This window comes from Aminobacter sp. AP02, assembly GCF_003148805.1.
GTDB lineage: Bacteria > Pseudomonadota > Alphaproteobacteria > Rhizobiales > Rhizobiaceae > Aminobacter.
The window spans coordinates 1-14,793 of sequence record NZ_QGGX01000015.1; the positions used below are offsets into that span (position 1 = coordinate 1).

A 14,793-nucleotide genomic window follows, 5' to 3' on the forward strand; every position below is an offset into this window, starting at 1 on the left:
GTCGGAGAACTTCCTGAAATAGTTCAGACCGACAGCATTCGCCTTCAGCGCTGCGGACAGTGTGTGGACGTTGTCGACTAACGGACGGCCCCAGAGCGCCACCTGGATTCCGGCGGCATAGGCCTTCTCCTCCTCGATCTGCTCGATGGACATTTTATCCGGAGCATTCTGCGCCGACGCCATCGGGACCAAGGCCAAAACAGCGGCTACCAACAGATACGCATGCTTCATGACTTCGCGGCCTCCTACTCGGTGCATATTTCTGCGGCTCGCCGACAAGGACTCCCGCGCTGCTGGCCGCTGCGAATTGCGGTTTACCCTGCCCACCTTTGGGTAATTTGGGAAGTACGCAACATTTAATTGGCGGCGGTTTGCGCTGCCTCAGCCGCCGACATTGCCAATCGAGGAAGGTCCCGGCCGACGTACGCCTTTTTTGGTACTCCACGGCAGGAGTCCGGCAATCTGGCTCCGCAATGGCGAACTGGAAGTTAACCCCTGCGAATATATGACATTCGGGGCTGTCCGGCCCATGGCTAAACACGGTGTATTGCGGCTTGATGAAAGCGTTCGCCGTCACCTTGTTGTTAAACTGACACCGAAGCCGAAGGGGATCGAATAATCGCTTCCAGGTTAACGTTCCAGATCGACGTCGAGCGAAGGTCGAACCCATCCTTGAGGTTGTTGCTAATGATCGGCTGGACCGTGGCAACTGAAGGTCGATGGCGCTGTCATCGCCACCGGTGAGCAGGACACTGGACCGGCTTCCAGCAGGTCGCAGACGAGACCTTCGACGTCGGTGTCGATACCCGAAGCGAAATCAACGACAAGGACTATCAGCTGCCGTTCCCCTTCACTGGAAAGATCGACACCAAGGCTGCTGCCGTCTTAGAATCAAAAGACCCGAGGCAAGGCGCTCGGGTCTTTTTTCTCAGTGGAGGTCGGGACAAACCTCGTTACTTTTTACAGTTTGAGGCAATCTTTGGTAATTTCTGACCAAACTATGCGTCCGCTCACATCATCACCGATCAGATACTCCTCACGAACACCCTGACGTCGCACCGCAGGTGTCGCACTTCTCGCAGGTACCGTTGCGCACCATGGTGAAGTTCTGGCACTCCGAGCAGGAATTGCCGGTGTAGCCCTGCAGCATCGACTTGGCGCGGCGGTCGGCGGCGACCTTCTTGGCGTCCGCCGCTTCCTGGGCCGCGGCGTCGGTGAACAGCGAGGTGGTGACCGTCGTTTCCTCACTGGTCTGTTCGACCGTGATTTCCTCGGCCAGTTCCTTGGCGCGCTCTTCATAGTCGCGCTTGTAGGCGGTGGACGCTTCAGCCGAAATCGCAGCCTTTGGCGCGAGCGACAGCACGTTGGAGCCGGAGAAGGCGGTCACGGGCGTAGTACGTGCCGGGCTTGCCGCAGCCGAACCCTTGGGATCGTTGCCGGTCACGCCGGAGACGACCTTGAGCGGGGAGGCGCCGCGGGTCAGGCCCTTGGAGAAGGGCAGGGCCTTGCCTTCGGTGATGCCCTTGCCGAGCGCCGTCTTGTCGAAATCCGACTGGTCGACATGGGCCAGGTCGTGGCGGCCGAGATAGGAAACGGCGAGCTCGCGGAAGACATAGTCGAGGATCGAGGTGGCGTTCTTGATCGCATCGTTGCCGACGACCATGCCGGCCGGCTCGAACTTGGTGAAGGTGAAGGCCTCGACATATTCGTCGAGCGGCACGCCGTACTGCAGGCCGAGCGAGATCGAGATGGCGAAGTTGTTCATCATCGCGCGGAAGGCAGCACCTTCCTTGTGCATGTCGATGAAGATCTCGCCGAGGCGGCCATCGTCGAACTCTCCGGTGCGCAGATAGACCTTGTGGCCGCCGACGACGGCCTTTTGGGTGTAGCCCTTGCGGCGGTTCGGCAGCTTTTCACGCTCGCGGTAGAGGCGCTCGATGACACGCTCGACGATCTTTTCGGTGACCTGCACCGCCTTGGCGGCGGCGGGGGCTGCGATCAAAGCCTCGACGGCGTCGTCTTCATACTCGTCCTCATCCGATATGAGCGAGGCGTTCAGCGGCTGCGACAGCTTGGAGCCGTCGCGGTAGAGCGCGTTGGCCTTGAGCGCCAGCTTCCACGACAGCATGTAGGCGCTCTTGCAGTCCTCGACCGTCGCCTCATTGGGCATGTTGATGGTCTTGGAGATGGCACCCGAGATGAAGGGCTGGGCGGCCGCCATCATGCGGATGTGGCTTTCGACCGAGAGATAACGCTTGCCGATCTTGCCGCACGGATTGGCGCAGTCGAACACGGCGAGGTGTTCTTCTTTCAGGAATGGTGCTCCCTCGAGAGTCATCGCACCGCAGACATGGATGTTGGCGGCTTCGATGTCGCGCTTGGAGAAGCCGAGTGCGGGCAGCATCTCGAACGAGAAGTCGTTGAGCTGTGCGTCGGTGAGACCGAGCACGTCCTTGCAGAAGTCTTCGCCGAGCGTCCACTTGTTGAAGACGAACTTGATGTCGAAGGCGCTCTTGAGGGCGGCGTTCAGCGCCTCGACCTTCTCGTCGGTGAAGCCCTTCGCCTTCAGCGAGCCGGGGTTCACACCCGGTGCCTGGTTGAGGTTGCCGTGGCCGACGGCATAGGCCTCGATCTCGGCGATCTGGGCCTCGCTGTAGCCTAGCGTGCGCAGCGCTTCGGGCACGGCGCGGTTGATGATCTTGAAGTAGCCGCCGCCGGCGAGCTTCTTGAACTTCACCAGTGCGAAGTCAGGCTCGATGCCGGTGGTATCGCAATCCATGACCAGGCCGATCGTGCCGGTCGGCGCAATGACCGTTGCCTGGGCGTTGCGGTAGCCATGCTTCTCGCCGAGCTCGATGGCACGGTCCCAGGCAGCGCGGGCATGCGTCACCAGTTCGGGCTGCTTGAGGTCGGAAGCGACCAGCGGCACCGGGTGGACCGACAGCTTTTCGTAGCCGCCCTTGTCGCCATAGGCGGCACGGCGATGATTGCGCATGACGCGCAGCATGTTCGACGCATTGCGGTCGTAGTCGGCGAAGGCGCCGAGTTCGGAGGCCATCTCTGCCGAGGTGGCATAAGCCACGCCGGTCATGATCGCCGTCAGCGCGCCGCCGATGGCGCGGCCTTCGTCGGAGTCATAAGGAATGCCAGAGGTCATCAGCAGGCCGCCGATATTGGCGTAGCCGAGGCCCAGCGTACGGTATTCGTAGGACAGCTTGGCGATTTCCTTGGACGGGAACTGCGCCATCATCACCGAGATTTCGAGCACGACGGTCCACAGGCGCACGGTGTGCTCGTAGGCCGCGATGTCGATGGTGCCGTCGGTGTTGCGGTAGGGCAGAAGGTTGATCGACGCCAGGTTGCAGGCGGTGTCGTCGAGGAACATGTATTCCGAGCACGGGTTCGAGGCGCGGATCGCGCCAGCCGAGGCGCAGGTGTGCCAGTCGTTCATCGTGGTGTTGAAGTGCAGGCCCGGATCGGCCGACGCCCAGGCGGCGTAGCCGATCTTTTCCCACAGGTCGCGTGCCTTGAGCGTCTTCAGAACCTTGCCATCCTTGCGGGCGGTCAGGTGCCAGTCGCTGTCCTGCTCGACAGCGCGCAGGAAGTCGTCCTTGAGCGAGACCGAATTGTTGGAGTTCTGACCCGAAACGGTGAGGTAGGCCTCCGAATCCCAATCGGTGTCGTAGGTCTTGAAATCGATCGAGGTGTAGCCTTGCTTGGCGAACTGGATGACGCGGTAGATGTAGTTCTCCGGCACCGAGTTCTTCTTGGCGGCCTTGATCTCGCGCTTGAGCGCGGTGTTGATCGCCGGGTCGAAGCAATCGTCGTCCTGGCCTTCGCAGTTGACGCAGGCCGCCATGATCTTGGCGAGGTGCTGCTTGACGATCTTGGAGCCGGTGACGAGAGCCGCGACCTTCTGCTCTTCCTTCACCTTCCAGTCGATATAGGATTCGATATCGGGATGGTCGACGTCGACGACGACCATCTTGGCCGCGCGGCGCGTGGTGCCGCCCGACTTGATGGCGCCCGCCGCACGGTCGCCGATCTTGAGGAAGCTCATCAGTCCCGACGACTTGCCGCCACCCGACAGCTTTTCGCCTTCGCCGCGCAGATGCGAGAAGTTGGAGCCGGTGCCCGAGCCGTATTTGAACAGGCGCGCCTCGCGCACCCACAGATCCATGATGCCACCCTCGTTGACGAGGTCGTCGGCGACCGACTGGATGAAGCAGGCGTGCGGCTGGGGGTGTTCGTAAGACGACTTCGACTTGGTCAGCTTGCCGGTGAAGGGATCGACATAGAAATGGCCCTGGCCGGGGCCGTCAATGCCATAGGCCCAGTGCAGGCCGGTGTTGAACCACTGCGGCGAGTTCGGCGCGACGCGCTGGGTGGCGAGCATGTAGGACAACTCGTCCTTGAAGGCGCGGGCGTCGTCCTCGGACTTGAAGTAGCCGCCCTTCCAGCCCCAGTAGGTCCAGGTGCCGGCGAGACGGTCGAACACCTGGCGGGCGTCGATCTCGGAGCCGTAGCGCTCGCTTTCGGGCAGCTTTTCGAGTTCGGCCTCATCGGCGACAGAGCGCCACAGGAAGGAAGGAACATCGTTTTCCTCGACCTTCTTCAGGCGGGCGGGCACACCAGCCTTGCGGAAGTACTTCTGCGCCAGAATGTCGGCCGCGACCTGGGAAAACTGCGCGGGCACGTCGATGTTGTCGAGCCGGAAGACTACCGAGCCATCCGGATTCTTGATCTCGGAGAGGGCCTTGCGGAATTCGATCTCCGCATAGGCCGATTGTCCATCCTTGGTGAAACGCCGCTCGATGCGCATCGGTCGATTTCCTTTTGTCTATATATAGCGTCTTTCGCGGGAAATTTCCCGTTGCTTGTGCGAAAGACGCAAGCCCGTTTGACCCGGCTGCCTGGACGGCCGGTTGCCTTTTCCCGAGCTAGCCGCCGCTTGCGTGGGAAACCTCCAGGTAGAGGTGTCTTCCTTCAAGCCTGCGGCCCATCCCGGGCCCGTCGAACTGAAACTTTGATGGCGACTCCCTCGATGAGGGACAACTCACACTATCTAGCGTCCAATCTGCCTGCAAACACTAAATATAGTATTAACAGAACATTTCCGCCAGTCCCCAATTTCTACCCGCAAACCCCTTGGACACTTCGGAATCGCACGCGACAGCGCCCCGCCTGGCAGGTGCAAATGCGAGCGAGAACTCACTAAATCTGGAGAAAAGGACCGGCCTCAAAACATTCCGGTCACGTGCTCTACAAGCGCGCTTGAGTCATAAAAAGCGACTCGGGGGGGAAGGTCAAGAATTCGTTTATGCAGATTTTGTGACCCCAACATCTTGTGTGTCACTTATGTGGATAACGGGGAGAACCGGTTTCGAAAACGAAGCCGGCGACCAACTAAACGGGCTCGAAAAAAACGCAGCCAGCCGGCCGCGCCTGATGCGCTCAGGCTGCGATTTTTCCCTGGGCCACGCCGAAAGACGAGATCAGCCGGCAAAGATCGGGTTCATTGACCATGCGCGAGGCTTCGTTGGGCGACACCCACTTGCGCGTGCGCTGGCGCCGCTCTTTCCATTTTTCGGCGACCTTGCGCACCTCGAGGGGGTAGACAAGCACCTCGCAAGCGACTTGTTCGCCGCTTGAAAGTTCCTTGAGATAGAAATAGCGGCCGGCTTCGCGGGTATCGACGGAGCCGCTAAGGCCGGCTTCCTCGCTCGCCTCGCGCGCCGCGGTCTCGCACAATCGTTCGGATGTTTCCGGCCAGCCCTTGGGCAGAACCCAGCGACCGGTGTCGCGACTGGTGATGAGCATGATTTCGATGCCGGCGGAGGTTCGGTGCCAGGGCAGCGCGGCAACCTGAAGCCTGCAGGCCGGCGCACCGAACAGTCGGCGCAGCCGTTCGACAAGATGGCTGTGGTAGACGGGTTTCATCAGCATCGGCAGGCCCTACCTGAATTGTAGAATCATGCGCCGTATCGCGAAGTGTACGGTTAATTCTCCGTAACAAAAGTAAATAGACTCCTAACGAAAACGCCCAGCTTGAGGGCTGGGCGTTGGTGACGTCGGAGGAAGAAGAGCGATCAGCCTTTGTGGTCGTCGGCGATCGGCTTCTGGTAGGTGAAACCGAGATCCCAGGGGAAATAGATCCAGGTGTCCTGGGAGACTTCGGTGACGAAGGTGTCGACCAGCGGCCGGCCCTTGGGTTTGGCGTAGACTGTGGCGAAATGCGCCTTGGGCATCACCGCGCGAACGATGGCCGCCGTCTTGCCGGTATCGGTAAGGTCATCGACGATCAGAACGTTTTCGCCTTCGCCTTCGAGCAGGGTCGGGGTGATCTCCTTGAGAACCTGCAATTGACCCTGCGAGGTGTAGTCGTGGTAAGACGCGATGCAGATCGTTTCAATCAGTCGGATCCCGAGCTCGCGCGAGATGATGGCCGCCGGCACGAGGCCGCCGCGGGTGATGCACACGATCGCCTTCCACTGCGGATTGACGCCGGCGAGACGCCAGGCGAGCGCGCGGGCATCGCGGTGGAATTGGTCCCAGGATACGGGAAAGGCTTTTTCGGGAAGAGACATGTGACGCGCACTCCGGCTCGGCGCGCCAGACGGCGCGGATATAAGGGAATGCAGGCGGAATTAGCCGGAAAGCCCCGTCCTTGGCAAGGGCGGGGCGAGGAGTTTCGCGGGCTTCATCAACGCGACAGCAAGATCGCGACGTCGCCGGCCTGCAGGACGCTGCGGGTGACGCCGCCAAACAGGAACTCGCGCAGCCACGAATGGCTGTAGGCGCCCATCACCAGAAGGTCGGCACCGGTTTCGACAACCTTGTTGTGAATGACCGCATCGACGGTATGGCCGCGGGACTCCTCGACGCTGACCGAAACCTTGGCGCCATGGCGCGCGAAAGCGGCCGCGATCTCAGCGCCGGCGGCGTCGATGCTTTGGGCCGCTGTCTCGATCGGGTCGATGACGAGGATTTCGGTGGAATCCGCCTCGAGGATGAAGGGCAGGGCGTCGAAGGCGGCGCGTGCCGCCTCGCGGCTGCCGTTCCAGGCAACGAGGATGCGGCGAAATGTCGAGATCAGAGGAGCAGAATGTGGCACCACCAATACCGGCCGGCCGGCCTCGTAGATCAGGGAGTCGATGTCGGCCGCGACCGAATCCTTGGCGTCGGGAGCGCCTTGGCCAACGATGACGATGTCCGCGCAGCGCGCACTTTCGACGCCGGAAAGGGCGCTGTCGCCGGAAAAGCTCTCGAAACTGCGCCATTCGAACGATACGCCGGCTCCCTCGATGCGGCCGAGGAAGGCCTTTTGAACCTTTTCGGCGCGCTCCTTGCAAAGATCGGCGTTGGCCTGGATGAACTCGGTGTCGGGGAAGCCTACGGCGGTGGTGTAGGGCATCGCCAGCGCTTCGGCGTGAACACCTATGAGGTGGCTTTCGTGCCGGTCGGCAAAGGGGATCGCCACATCGAGAACCCGGGCGACGTCGCGCTCGCTCTGGATGATGACGACGATTGTCTTGAATGGCATGGCGTCCTCCTTGGCGCGAGCCGAAATGCGCTCAGCAAAGAAACACTATCATGCCCGCTCTTGTTCCAATGTGACTTGGATCGAGGAGTTGGAATCATCGATTTTGGATCGGGTGTTTGGGTTCAGGCCGCTTTTGCTATGTCCGCAAGCATTGATTCGATGGCAACACGCGCGACATCCATGGCTTCCTGCGAGCGCGAGCGCACGACAAGTTCGGTCCAGAACGTGCCGTCGAGATATTTCGGATAAGAACCGATGATCGTGTCAGGGTGCGCTTCCTGGATTTCGGCGAGTGGGCCGCCGATGGTGCCTTCGCCATAGGGGCACTGCACGGTCGTCGACAAAAGCTTGGTGCCGGTTTTCAGCGTCGGCATGACATTGTCGAGCATTGCCTGGAAGATCGAGGGTACGCCGGCCATGACGTGGACGTTGCCGATGCGGAAGCCAGGTGCGACCGAAACAGGGTTTTCGATGAGTTCGGCACCGCGTGGCATGCGCGCCATGCGCTTGCGTGCCTCGGAGAACTCGATGCCGCGCGAGGCATAGTTGGCCTCAAGCATGGCATAGGCACGGGGTTCGTATTCGCACGGCACGCCGAACGCCTTGGAGATCGAGTCGGCGGTGATGTCGTCATGCGTCGGGCCAATGCCGCCAGTGGTGAAGACATAATCGTAGCGCGCGCGCACCGCGTTGACGGCGGCGGCGATCTCGTCTTCGTCGTCGGCCACGATGCGCACTTCCCTGAGGTCGATGCCCGAGGCAGTCATCATGTCGGCGAGGTGGCCGATGTTTTTGTCGTTGGTTCGGCCAGACAGGATCTCGTCGCCGATGACGACCATTGCTGCGGTGACGATTTCGGCCATTTCGAAAGCTCCATTGTGGGCCTCCGTCAGATAGCGCCGGCAGGCTTGGCGAGCAATAGTCGCCGATCTGTGAACGATGCGTCACGCATTGCAGTGCTTTCATTGAACGGGCTTTGCATTACATCTCTCCCAGACGCCAACCCAAGATGGCGCCGCGAGATTTTCCCGATTTGGAGCGATGAAATGGCTAAGATTCTTGTCCTGTACTATTCCAGTTGGGGCCACATGGAGCAGATGGCCAAGGCCGCTGCCGAAGGTGCGCGCGCCGCTGGCGCCGACGTGACCATCAAGCGCGTCCCTGAACTCGTTCCCGAGGCTGTCGCCAAGGCCGCCTATTACAAGCTCGACCAGGAAGCACCGATCGCCGATCCGCTTGAACTGGCCGACTATGACGGCATCATCATCGGCACCGCCACCCGCTATGGCACCATGGCTTCGCAGATGAAGAACTTCCTCGACCAGACCGGCCCGCTCTGGGCCAAGGGCGCTTTGCTCGACAAGGTCGGCTCGGTGATGGTTTCGACCGCGACCCAGCACGGTGGCGCTGAACTGGCGCTGATCAACGCCCAGATCCACTTGCAGCACCACGGCATGGTTATCGTGCCGCTGTCTTATGCCTACCAGGGCCAGATGGGCAACGACGTGGTCCGCGGCGGCGCACCTTACGGCATGACCACCACCTCCGATGGTGACGGCTCGCGCCAGCCTTCGGCGCAGGAGCTCGAAGGCGCCCACTTCCAGGGCAAGCGCGTGGCCGAGATTGCCATTCGCCTGCACGGCAAGGGCTCGAATGCTGTGAAAGAAGTCGCCTAACAGGCTTCAACTAAAGTGATTTTAGCAACGGGCGGTCGAAAGGCCGCCCGTTTTGTGTTTCGTGGGCTTTGTCGAGGCGCCGCAGGCGGCTAAGCTGCTGCGGTGTTCGGCGGAGGTTCGATGGCGACGGCATTCACGGTTTTGGGCTGGGTCGCCAGCATTGCCTTCCTGGCTGTGGCATTGGTCGTCGGCTATTTCGTGCTGGCGACAAGCCGTATCGCGAAGGAAGCCGAACGCGCGGTTCCGGCTTCGGGCAGATTTCTCGAATTTGGCCGCCATCGCATCCACTACGTCGATCAGGGGCAGGGCAGGCCGATCGTCTTCCTTCATGGGCTCGGCGGACAACTGCACCATTTCAGCGGCACGCTGTTTTCGCGGCTGGACGGTGAGTTCAGGCTGATAGCACTTGATCGGCCGGGTTCGGGCTACTCGTCGCGACCGTCTGATTTCGCGGGCAGCCTGCGCGAGCAAGCCGAGGTCGTGTACCGCGTCATCAAGAAACTGGGGTTGGAAAAGCCGCTGGTCGTCGGCCATTCGCTCGGTGGGGCGGTGGCGCTGACGCTGGCGCTGGAACACCCCGAAGCTATGTCCGGTCTGGTCTTGCTATCGCCCTTGACCCATCTCGAAGATGAGTTGCGGCCGGAATTCAGGTCGCTTTACGTCCGCTCAGCGCTTCTGCGTCGCCTCATGGCGCAGACCGTGTGGGTGCCTACATCCCTCAAATATGCCCCGCAGACGCTAGGCTTCGTTTTCGGGCCGCAAGAGCCGACGAAGGATTATGGCACCGTCGGCGGCGGGCTCGCCGGACTTCGGCGTAGCCACATCTATGCGACTTCGGCCGATCTCGTGGCGATCGAGCGCGATCTCGGCGACGTAGAGGCGCGTTACGAAGAGATCGCCGTGCCTGTGGGCGTGCTCTTTGGCACGTCCGACCGTGTCATCGACTATCGACTAAACGGCCAGTCGCTCACCGGCCGTATCCGAAATATGGAACTCGATCTGGTCGACGGTCTCGGGCATATGCCGCAGTTCATCGAGCCGGATCGGGTCGCAGCGTTGATCGTGCGCACGGCAGCAAAGGCCTTCGCATTGTCCGCACGGACGCCGATGCAATAGCTACAACACCGATCGAGATTGCGGTCGCAAACACCGCGCCCGAACCGCTCTATTCGGAAACTTCGGTATCGGGACGGTCGTCGCCCTTGGCAAGTTCGTCATGCCAGCGGCCTTCGCTGTCCTCATACTGGATACCATCGGTCGAGCCGGACACCCGCTGTTCTGCGGCGGCAGTTTCGGCGGCGCGAAGAGCATGATCGTGGGTGGGAAAGGTCTCGGAGAACGTGTCACCGACCTTGTACGCCCAACCACCGTCGTGCTGGACGACTTCATAGACGAGCTTTGCCATGATCTCCCTCACGGATGATGAGATGTCGTTGGCCACCAGCACTTCTGCATCCATCGCAGCCTATGCGGGCTGCCCGGCGCGTCCTCGACGGCGGTCATGCCGGCTCAAACGTTGCCGGGCGCAATTGGTTGCATCGCGCGGCTAAGATCGTCTGCTCTGTCGGGTCTGGTTGTGCGATGTCAGGCCGGAACTATGAAGAGCACGATCCATGCCCCGCATATCGCGACTGCGAGCCCATAACAGGCGTTACGGTGTTTTTCCCAAAAGTTTGGTGCACGTTCCCAATTGTACTGCATACCCAACTCCCCACTTTCACTCCCGCCACCCCGGTAAATTTGTATTGCACTCAGGAGCAGGCTTCAATTTTCAGGCGTGGGGTTGACGTGGCGAAAAACACGTGGTTGTGGCAAAATTACCACGAATCACAGGGTTTGGTCGCATGGCACCCGTGCCAGCGGGCAAAATTGCCCGCTTTGGGGCGCATCCGATGGGTATTCGGGGTCAGAACTTACCTGCAACGTCGAAAAAGACCGCATCGCCCTTCATGCGGTTCTCGACGTCAACCTCGTGAACCCATTTTAGGTTGAGGTCGAGCTCGGTGTTTTCTCCGAACTTGGCCTTGTAGCGCACAAGTGGCCCCAGCCCAATCGAACGTCCCTTGAAGCCGTCGTGGGCATCGGCGAACGTGCCCCGATCGTCCTCGAATTGATACAGAAAGCCTGCGACCGCGCCCAGGGCAAAATTCTCGGTCAAGTTCTTCGTGACGGCGAGATCGAGGTGGGCCGTCGCGCCGCTATAGTAATCGGTGGCAGTGTTCTTGGTGTTGATGTCGATACCTAGATTGGCCGAGAGGTCGAGGCCGTGCTCCGGTACCAGATAGGTAAACGCAACCGCAGGCGTGAAGGTCCAGTAGTTCAGGCCGACGAAGGCTAGGGCCCCCTTCTCCCATTCTCCGGTGGGCGCGGTTACCGTTAGCGAGGTCGAGAAAAACGTATTCATGGCGTCGTTGTGCCAGCCGAGCAAGATCGGCGCGAAGGCGATGTCGCCCAACCCGGCCACTTCGTCGACTGAAGCCAGGGGACCGACATCGGCCTCGGCGCGGACCCAGCCGACAGGGACAGCACCCTAGACGGCGTAGGTCCAGTTGCCGGGCAGATCCTGTTTGGGAACGTAGATCCCCGCCAGTGCGGTGGTCCAGATGTCGGCCTTCAGGCCGACGGCGACCTGATTGTCGCCAAACGGCACGTTGCCGCCCGCATTGCCGTGATAATAGACATTGGCGATGTCAAAATACGCTCCCGGGACGGGTGGCACGATCCCGGCACCGGGGCGGGCATAGGCACCCGGTATGTAGCGGCCGGCAACGGCCTCGGTGGCATATGCCTGCTGAGTGGACGGGATGGCTGCAGCCAAAACGGACGCTGCCGCGAGCACCCATGGGAACGGTCTGGTCATACTTTGTCCCTCTCCAGCTGCGACCGGCACATCGCGGATGTGTCCGGAATTCCCCGATAGTGAGAGTAGCACGGCTTGCCGCGCCAAGACATTTCTTCCGATTCCGCTGGGTTTGTCGACTTGCCCATGAGCCTCAGGGCCGGTACGCCAGCGCGGCGCCTGTCATTGCAACCTGCTCATTTTCAAAGGCCTGCCTTGAGCCAGCGAGTCCCAAAAGGTGGCCGAAGGCGTGGCGCCTTGTTGATAACGTAATGATTTCAATGTGGTGCGGACGGCGGGGATCGAACCCGCATAGCCGAGGCTGAGGGATTTTAAGTCCCTTGCGTCTACCAGTTTCGCCACGTCCGCTCGCGCCGACTGGTAAAGCAGCCGGGCAAGATTGCAAGTCCCGTCAAGCGCTTGAAATGAAAGCCGTGCCTATGCCTTGCCTGGCTCATCGGGCGAGGAGCTTGCCTGGCTGGTGTCGAGTGGCAACAGTGGCGATTCGGCGGTCGCGGGCTTCGCAGTCTTTCGAGCCGCCTTTCGGACAGGCTTTTTCGGTGCGTCCTTGGCCACGACCTTTGGTGCCGCCGCATCGGCCGCTGCCTTGGCAGGTGTCGGTTTTGCCGCGACCGTGGTTGTCTTTTCGGTGAATTTGATTGCCATCAGGTCCGCCATTCAACAGCGCCGCGAGTCGCGGCTTTGATTCTGCATACACCATTTGGCCGGAGAGGGGCGGCGAAGCGGGGTATCACTTGAACAGCGCTGCCAAGGTGTGGAAAAATCCTTCCGCCTAGCAAGCCCCTGTATTCCGCCGTCGCTTCCGCTACAGTTGCGATAGAGAATTCAGGAATCCCCCAGACATGCCCAGCAAAACCAATTTCGCCAAGACGCTTCCATGGACCGAGACCGCGCCGCTTCTGGTCGACGTCGCCATGGGGCGACGGCCGGCCGATCTCGTCATCCGCAACGGTCGCTGGGTGAACGTGCATTCGGGCGAGATCATTGCCGGCACGGATGTCGCCATCGTTGCCGGGCGCTTCGCCTATTGCGGGCCCAACGCCAGCCACGCCATCGGCCAGGGCACCAAGGTCGTTGACGCCGGCGGGCGCTACCTCGTGCCCGGCCTGTGCGACGCTCACATGCATGTCGAGAGCGGCATGGTGACGGTCACCGAGTTTTGCCGCGCGGTGATCCCGCACGGCACGACTTCGATGTTCATCGACCCGCACGAGATCGCCAACGTGCTTGGCCTGCCCGGCGTCAGGCTGATGCATGACGAGGCACTTGCCATGCCGATCAACGTGCATGTGCAGATGCCGTCCTGCGTGCCGTCGGCGCCTGGGCTGGAGAATGCCGGTGCCGCGCTGACGGTCGAGGACGTCGCCGAGGCGATGACCTGGGAGAACATCATCGGCTTGGGCGAGGTCATGAATTTCCCCGGCGTCGCCGCCAACAATCCGGTCATGTCGGGCGAGATCGCCGAGACGGTGAAGGCCGGCAAGACGGTGGGCGGGCACTACGCCTCACGCGATCTCGGCCTGCCGTTCCACGGTTATGTCGCCGGCGGCCCAGAGGACGACCACGAGGGCACGCGTGCCGAGGACGCCATCGCCCGCGTCCGCCAGGGCATGAAGGCTATGCTGCGGCTCGGCTCGGCGTGGTACGACGTCGCCAGCCAGATCAAGGCGGTGACCGAGCAGGGCATCGACCCACGCAGCTTCATCCTGTGCACCGACGACAGCCATTCCGGCACTTTGGTGCATGAGGGGCATATGGACCGCGTCGTGCGCCACGCCATCCAGCAGGGCCTGAAGCCGGTGACGGCGATCCAGATGGCAACGATCAACACCGCCCAGCATTTCCGCATCGAGCGCGAACTCGGCTCGATCACACCGGGCCGGCTGGCCGACGTGCTGATCGTCTCGGATCTCGCCGAACTCAAGATCGACGAGGTTTATGCGCGGGGCGTGCGGGTGGCCAAGGCTGGCAAGCTCGACATCGACATCCCGGCCTATGCCTATCCCACCGAAGCGAAGAAGACGGTGAAACTGGGCAAGAAGCTCAAGGCAGCCGATTTCGACATCAAGGCACCCGAAGGCGCAAACGAGGTGCGCGTGCGTGTCATCGGCGTCATCGAAAACCAGGCGCCGACGCGCGCGCTGGAGGCCGATCTTGCCGTCGAGGACGGGCTGGTCGTCATGGATCGCCGCAACGACGTCTGCCAGATCGCACTTGTCGAGCGCCATCGCGGCACCGGTGCCGTGACCAACGCCTTTGTCTCAGGCTTCGGCTACATGAAGGACTGTGCGCTGGCCTCGACGGTGGCGCATGACAGCCACCACATGATTGTGGTCGGCACCAACAAGGCCGACATGGCACTCGCCTCCAACAGGCTCGGGCAGGTGGGCGGGGGCGTGGTGCTTTTTTCCGGAGGCAAGGAACTGGCGCTGGTCGAAATGCCGATCGCCGGCCTGATGTCGGACGAACGCGCCGAGATCGTCGCCGCCAAGGCCGACAAGCTGGTCCAGGCCATGCGCGACATGGGCTGCAGCCTCAACAATGCCTACATGCAGCACTCGCTGCTGGCGCTGGTGGTCATTCCCGAACTCAGGATTTCCGACGTCGGGCTCGTCGACGTCAGGACTTTCGAAAAGGTCGATCTTTTTCTCTAGGTCGGATCGCGGACCGTTCGGCTAGCAAAAAGGGCGGCCGAGGGCGCCCTTTGTTGTTTC

General features: G+C 61.4%; 11 protein-coding genes, 1 tRNA gene and 2 pseudogenes. 3 read left to right on the top strand and 11 right to left on the bottom strand.

Going from position 1 to position 14,793, the window contains the following annotated elements; genetic code table 11:
* From C8K44_RS18705 to C8K44_RS18730, 6 genes and pseudogenes are all read right to left on the bottom strand, one after another.
* Positions 1-231: pseudogene (locus C8K44_RS18705) on the bottom strand (hypothetical protein); the annotation flags it as partial.
* Between the two features lie 805 nt (positions 232-1,036).
* Positions 1,037-4,822 carry a vitamin B12-dependent ribonucleotide reductase gene (locus tag C8K44_RS18710; RefSeq protein ID WP_109577299.1) on the bottom strand — a complete coding sequence of 1,262 codons (3,786 nt, stop codon included), beginning with the start codon at positions 4,820-4,822 and terminating at the stop codon, positions 1,037-1,039.
* Positions 4,823-5,454: 632 nt separating this feature from the next.
* Positions 5,455-5,946, bottom strand: a complete 492-nt coding sequence (locus C8K44_RS18715; protein ID WP_109577300.1) for an NUDIX hydrolase — start codon at positions 5,944-5,946, stop codon at positions 5,455-5,457.
* Between the two features lie 143 nt (positions 5,947-6,089).
* Positions 6,090-6,587 carry a xanthine phosphoribosyltransferase gene (gene gpt / locus C8K44_RS18720; protein ID WP_109577301.1) on the bottom strand — a complete coding sequence of 166 codons (498 nt, stop codon included), beginning with the start codon at positions 6,585-6,587 and terminating at the stop codon, positions 6,090-6,092.
* Positions 6,588-6,703: 116 nt separating this feature from the next.
* Positions 6,704-7,543, bottom strand: coding sequence for a universal stress protein (locus C8K44_RS18725; protein WP_109577302.1), 840 nt, complete (start codon positions 7,541-7,543; stop codon positions 6,704-6,706).
* Between the two features lie 122 nt (positions 7,544-7,665).
* Complete coding sequence (locus C8K44_RS18730; RefSeq protein WP_109577303.1) at positions 7,666-8,406, bottom strand: competence/damage-inducible protein A; 741 nt, start codon at positions 8,404-8,406, stop codon at positions 7,666-7,668.
* Positions 8,407-8,589: 183 nt separating this feature from the next.
* Here C8K44_RS18730 and wrbA point away from each other — a divergent pair, with 183 nt between their 5' ends.
* Together wrbA and C8K44_RS18740 are read left to right on the top strand one after the other, a co-directional pair.
* The gene (gene wrbA / locus C8K44_RS18735; protein ID WP_067961485.1) at positions 8,590-9,219 is read left to right on the top strand and encodes an NAD(P)H:quinone oxidoreductase type IV; all 630 of its coding nucleotides are present in this window, start codon (positions 8,590-8,592) and stop codon (positions 9,217-9,219) included.
* A gap of 120 nt (positions 9,220-9,339) precedes the next feature.
* Positions 9,340-10,335, top strand: coding sequence for an alpha/beta hydrolase (locus C8K44_RS18740; RefSeq protein ID WP_109577438.1), 996 nt, complete (start codon positions 9,340-9,342; stop codon positions 10,333-10,335).
* 49 nt (positions 10,336-10,384) lie between these two features.
* Here C8K44_RS18740 and C8K44_RS18745 read toward each other — a convergent pair whose 3' ends face one another.
* The 5 genes and pseudogenes from C8K44_RS18745 to C8K44_RS18765 all read right to left on the bottom strand — a co-directional run bounded on the left by C8K44_RS18745 (position 10,385) and on the right by C8K44_RS18765 (position 12,724).
* Complete coding sequence (locus C8K44_RS18745; RefSeq protein ID WP_109577439.1) at positions 10,385-10,624, bottom strand: DUF2188 domain-containing protein; 240 nt, start codon at positions 10,622-10,624, stop codon at positions 10,385-10,387.
* A gap of 501 nt (positions 10,625-11,125) precedes the next feature.
* Positions 11,126-11,734: pseudogene (locus C8K44_RS18750) on the bottom strand (transporter); the annotation flags it as partial.
* 15 nt (positions 11,735-11,749) lie between these two features.
* Complete coding sequence (locus tag C8K44_RS18755; RefSeq protein WP_109577305.1) at positions 11,750-12,079, bottom strand: hypothetical protein; 330 nt, start codon at positions 12,077-12,079, stop codon at positions 11,750-11,752.
* Positions 12,080-12,342: 263 nt separating this feature from the next.
* Positions 12,343-12,427 (bottom strand) — tRNA-Leu (locus tag C8K44_RS18760).
* Positions 12,428-12,496: 69 nt separating this feature from the next.
* Positions 12,497-12,724 (bottom strand): hypothetical protein, encoded by a 228-nt coding sequence (locus C8K44_RS18765; RefSeq protein ID WP_146203966.1) that lies wholly within the window; start codon positions 12,722-12,724, stop codon positions 12,497-12,499.
* A gap of 197 nt (positions 12,725-12,921) precedes the next feature.
* Here C8K44_RS18765 and ade point away from each other — a divergent pair, with 197 nt between their 5' ends.
* Positions 12,922-14,733, top strand: a complete 1,812-nt coding sequence (gene ade, locus C8K44_RS18770) for an adenine deaminase (protein ID WP_109577307.1) — start codon at positions 12,922-12,924, stop codon at positions 14,731-14,733.
* Positions 14,734-14,793 lie beyond the last annotated feature (60 nt).

Bases quoted from the DNA above. Each gene is read 5' to 3' on its own strand.
- ade (WP_109577307.1), top strand. From the start codon at position 12,922: ATGCCCAGCAAAACCAATTTCGCCAAGACGCTTCCATGGACCGAGACC.
- C8K44_RS18765 (WP_146203966.1), bottom strand. From the start codon at position 12,724: ATGGCAATCAAATTCACCGAAAAGACAACCACGGTCGCGGCAAAACCG.
- gpt (WP_109577301.1), bottom strand. From the start codon at position 6,587: ATGTCTCTTCCCGAAAAAGCCTTTCCCGTATCCTGGGACCAATTCCAC.
- C8K44_RS18710 (WP_109577299.1), bottom strand. From the start codon at position 4,822: ATGCGCATCGAGCGGCGTTTCACCAAGGATGGACAATCGGCCTATGCG.
- C8K44_RS18745 (WP_109577439.1), bottom strand. From the start codon at position 10,624: ATGGCAAAGCTCGTCTATGAAGTCGTCCAGCACGACGGTGGTTGGGCG.
- C8K44_RS18725 (WP_109577302.1), bottom strand. From the start codon at position 7,543: ATGCCATTCAAGACAATCGTCGTCATCATCCAGAGCGAGCGCGACGTC.
- C8K44_RS18715 (WP_109577300.1), bottom strand. From the start codon at position 5,946: ATGCTGATGAAACCCGTCTACCACAGCCATCTTGTCGAACGGCTGCGC.
- C8K44_RS18740 (WP_109577438.1), top strand. From the start codon at position 9,340: ATGGCGACGGCATTCACGGTTTTGGGCTGGGTCGCCAGCATTGCCTTC.
- C8K44_RS18755 (WP_109577305.1), bottom strand. From the start codon at position 12,079: ATGACCAGACCGTTCCCATGGGTGCTCGCGGCAGCGTCCGTTTTGGCT.
- wrbA (WP_067961485.1), top strand. From the start codon at position 8,590: ATGGCTAAGATTCTTGTCCTGTACTATTCCAGTTGGGGCCACATGGAG.
- C8K44_RS18730 (WP_109577303.1), bottom strand. From the start codon at position 8,406: ATGGCCGAAATCGTCACCGCAGCAATGGTCGTCATCGGCGACGAGATC.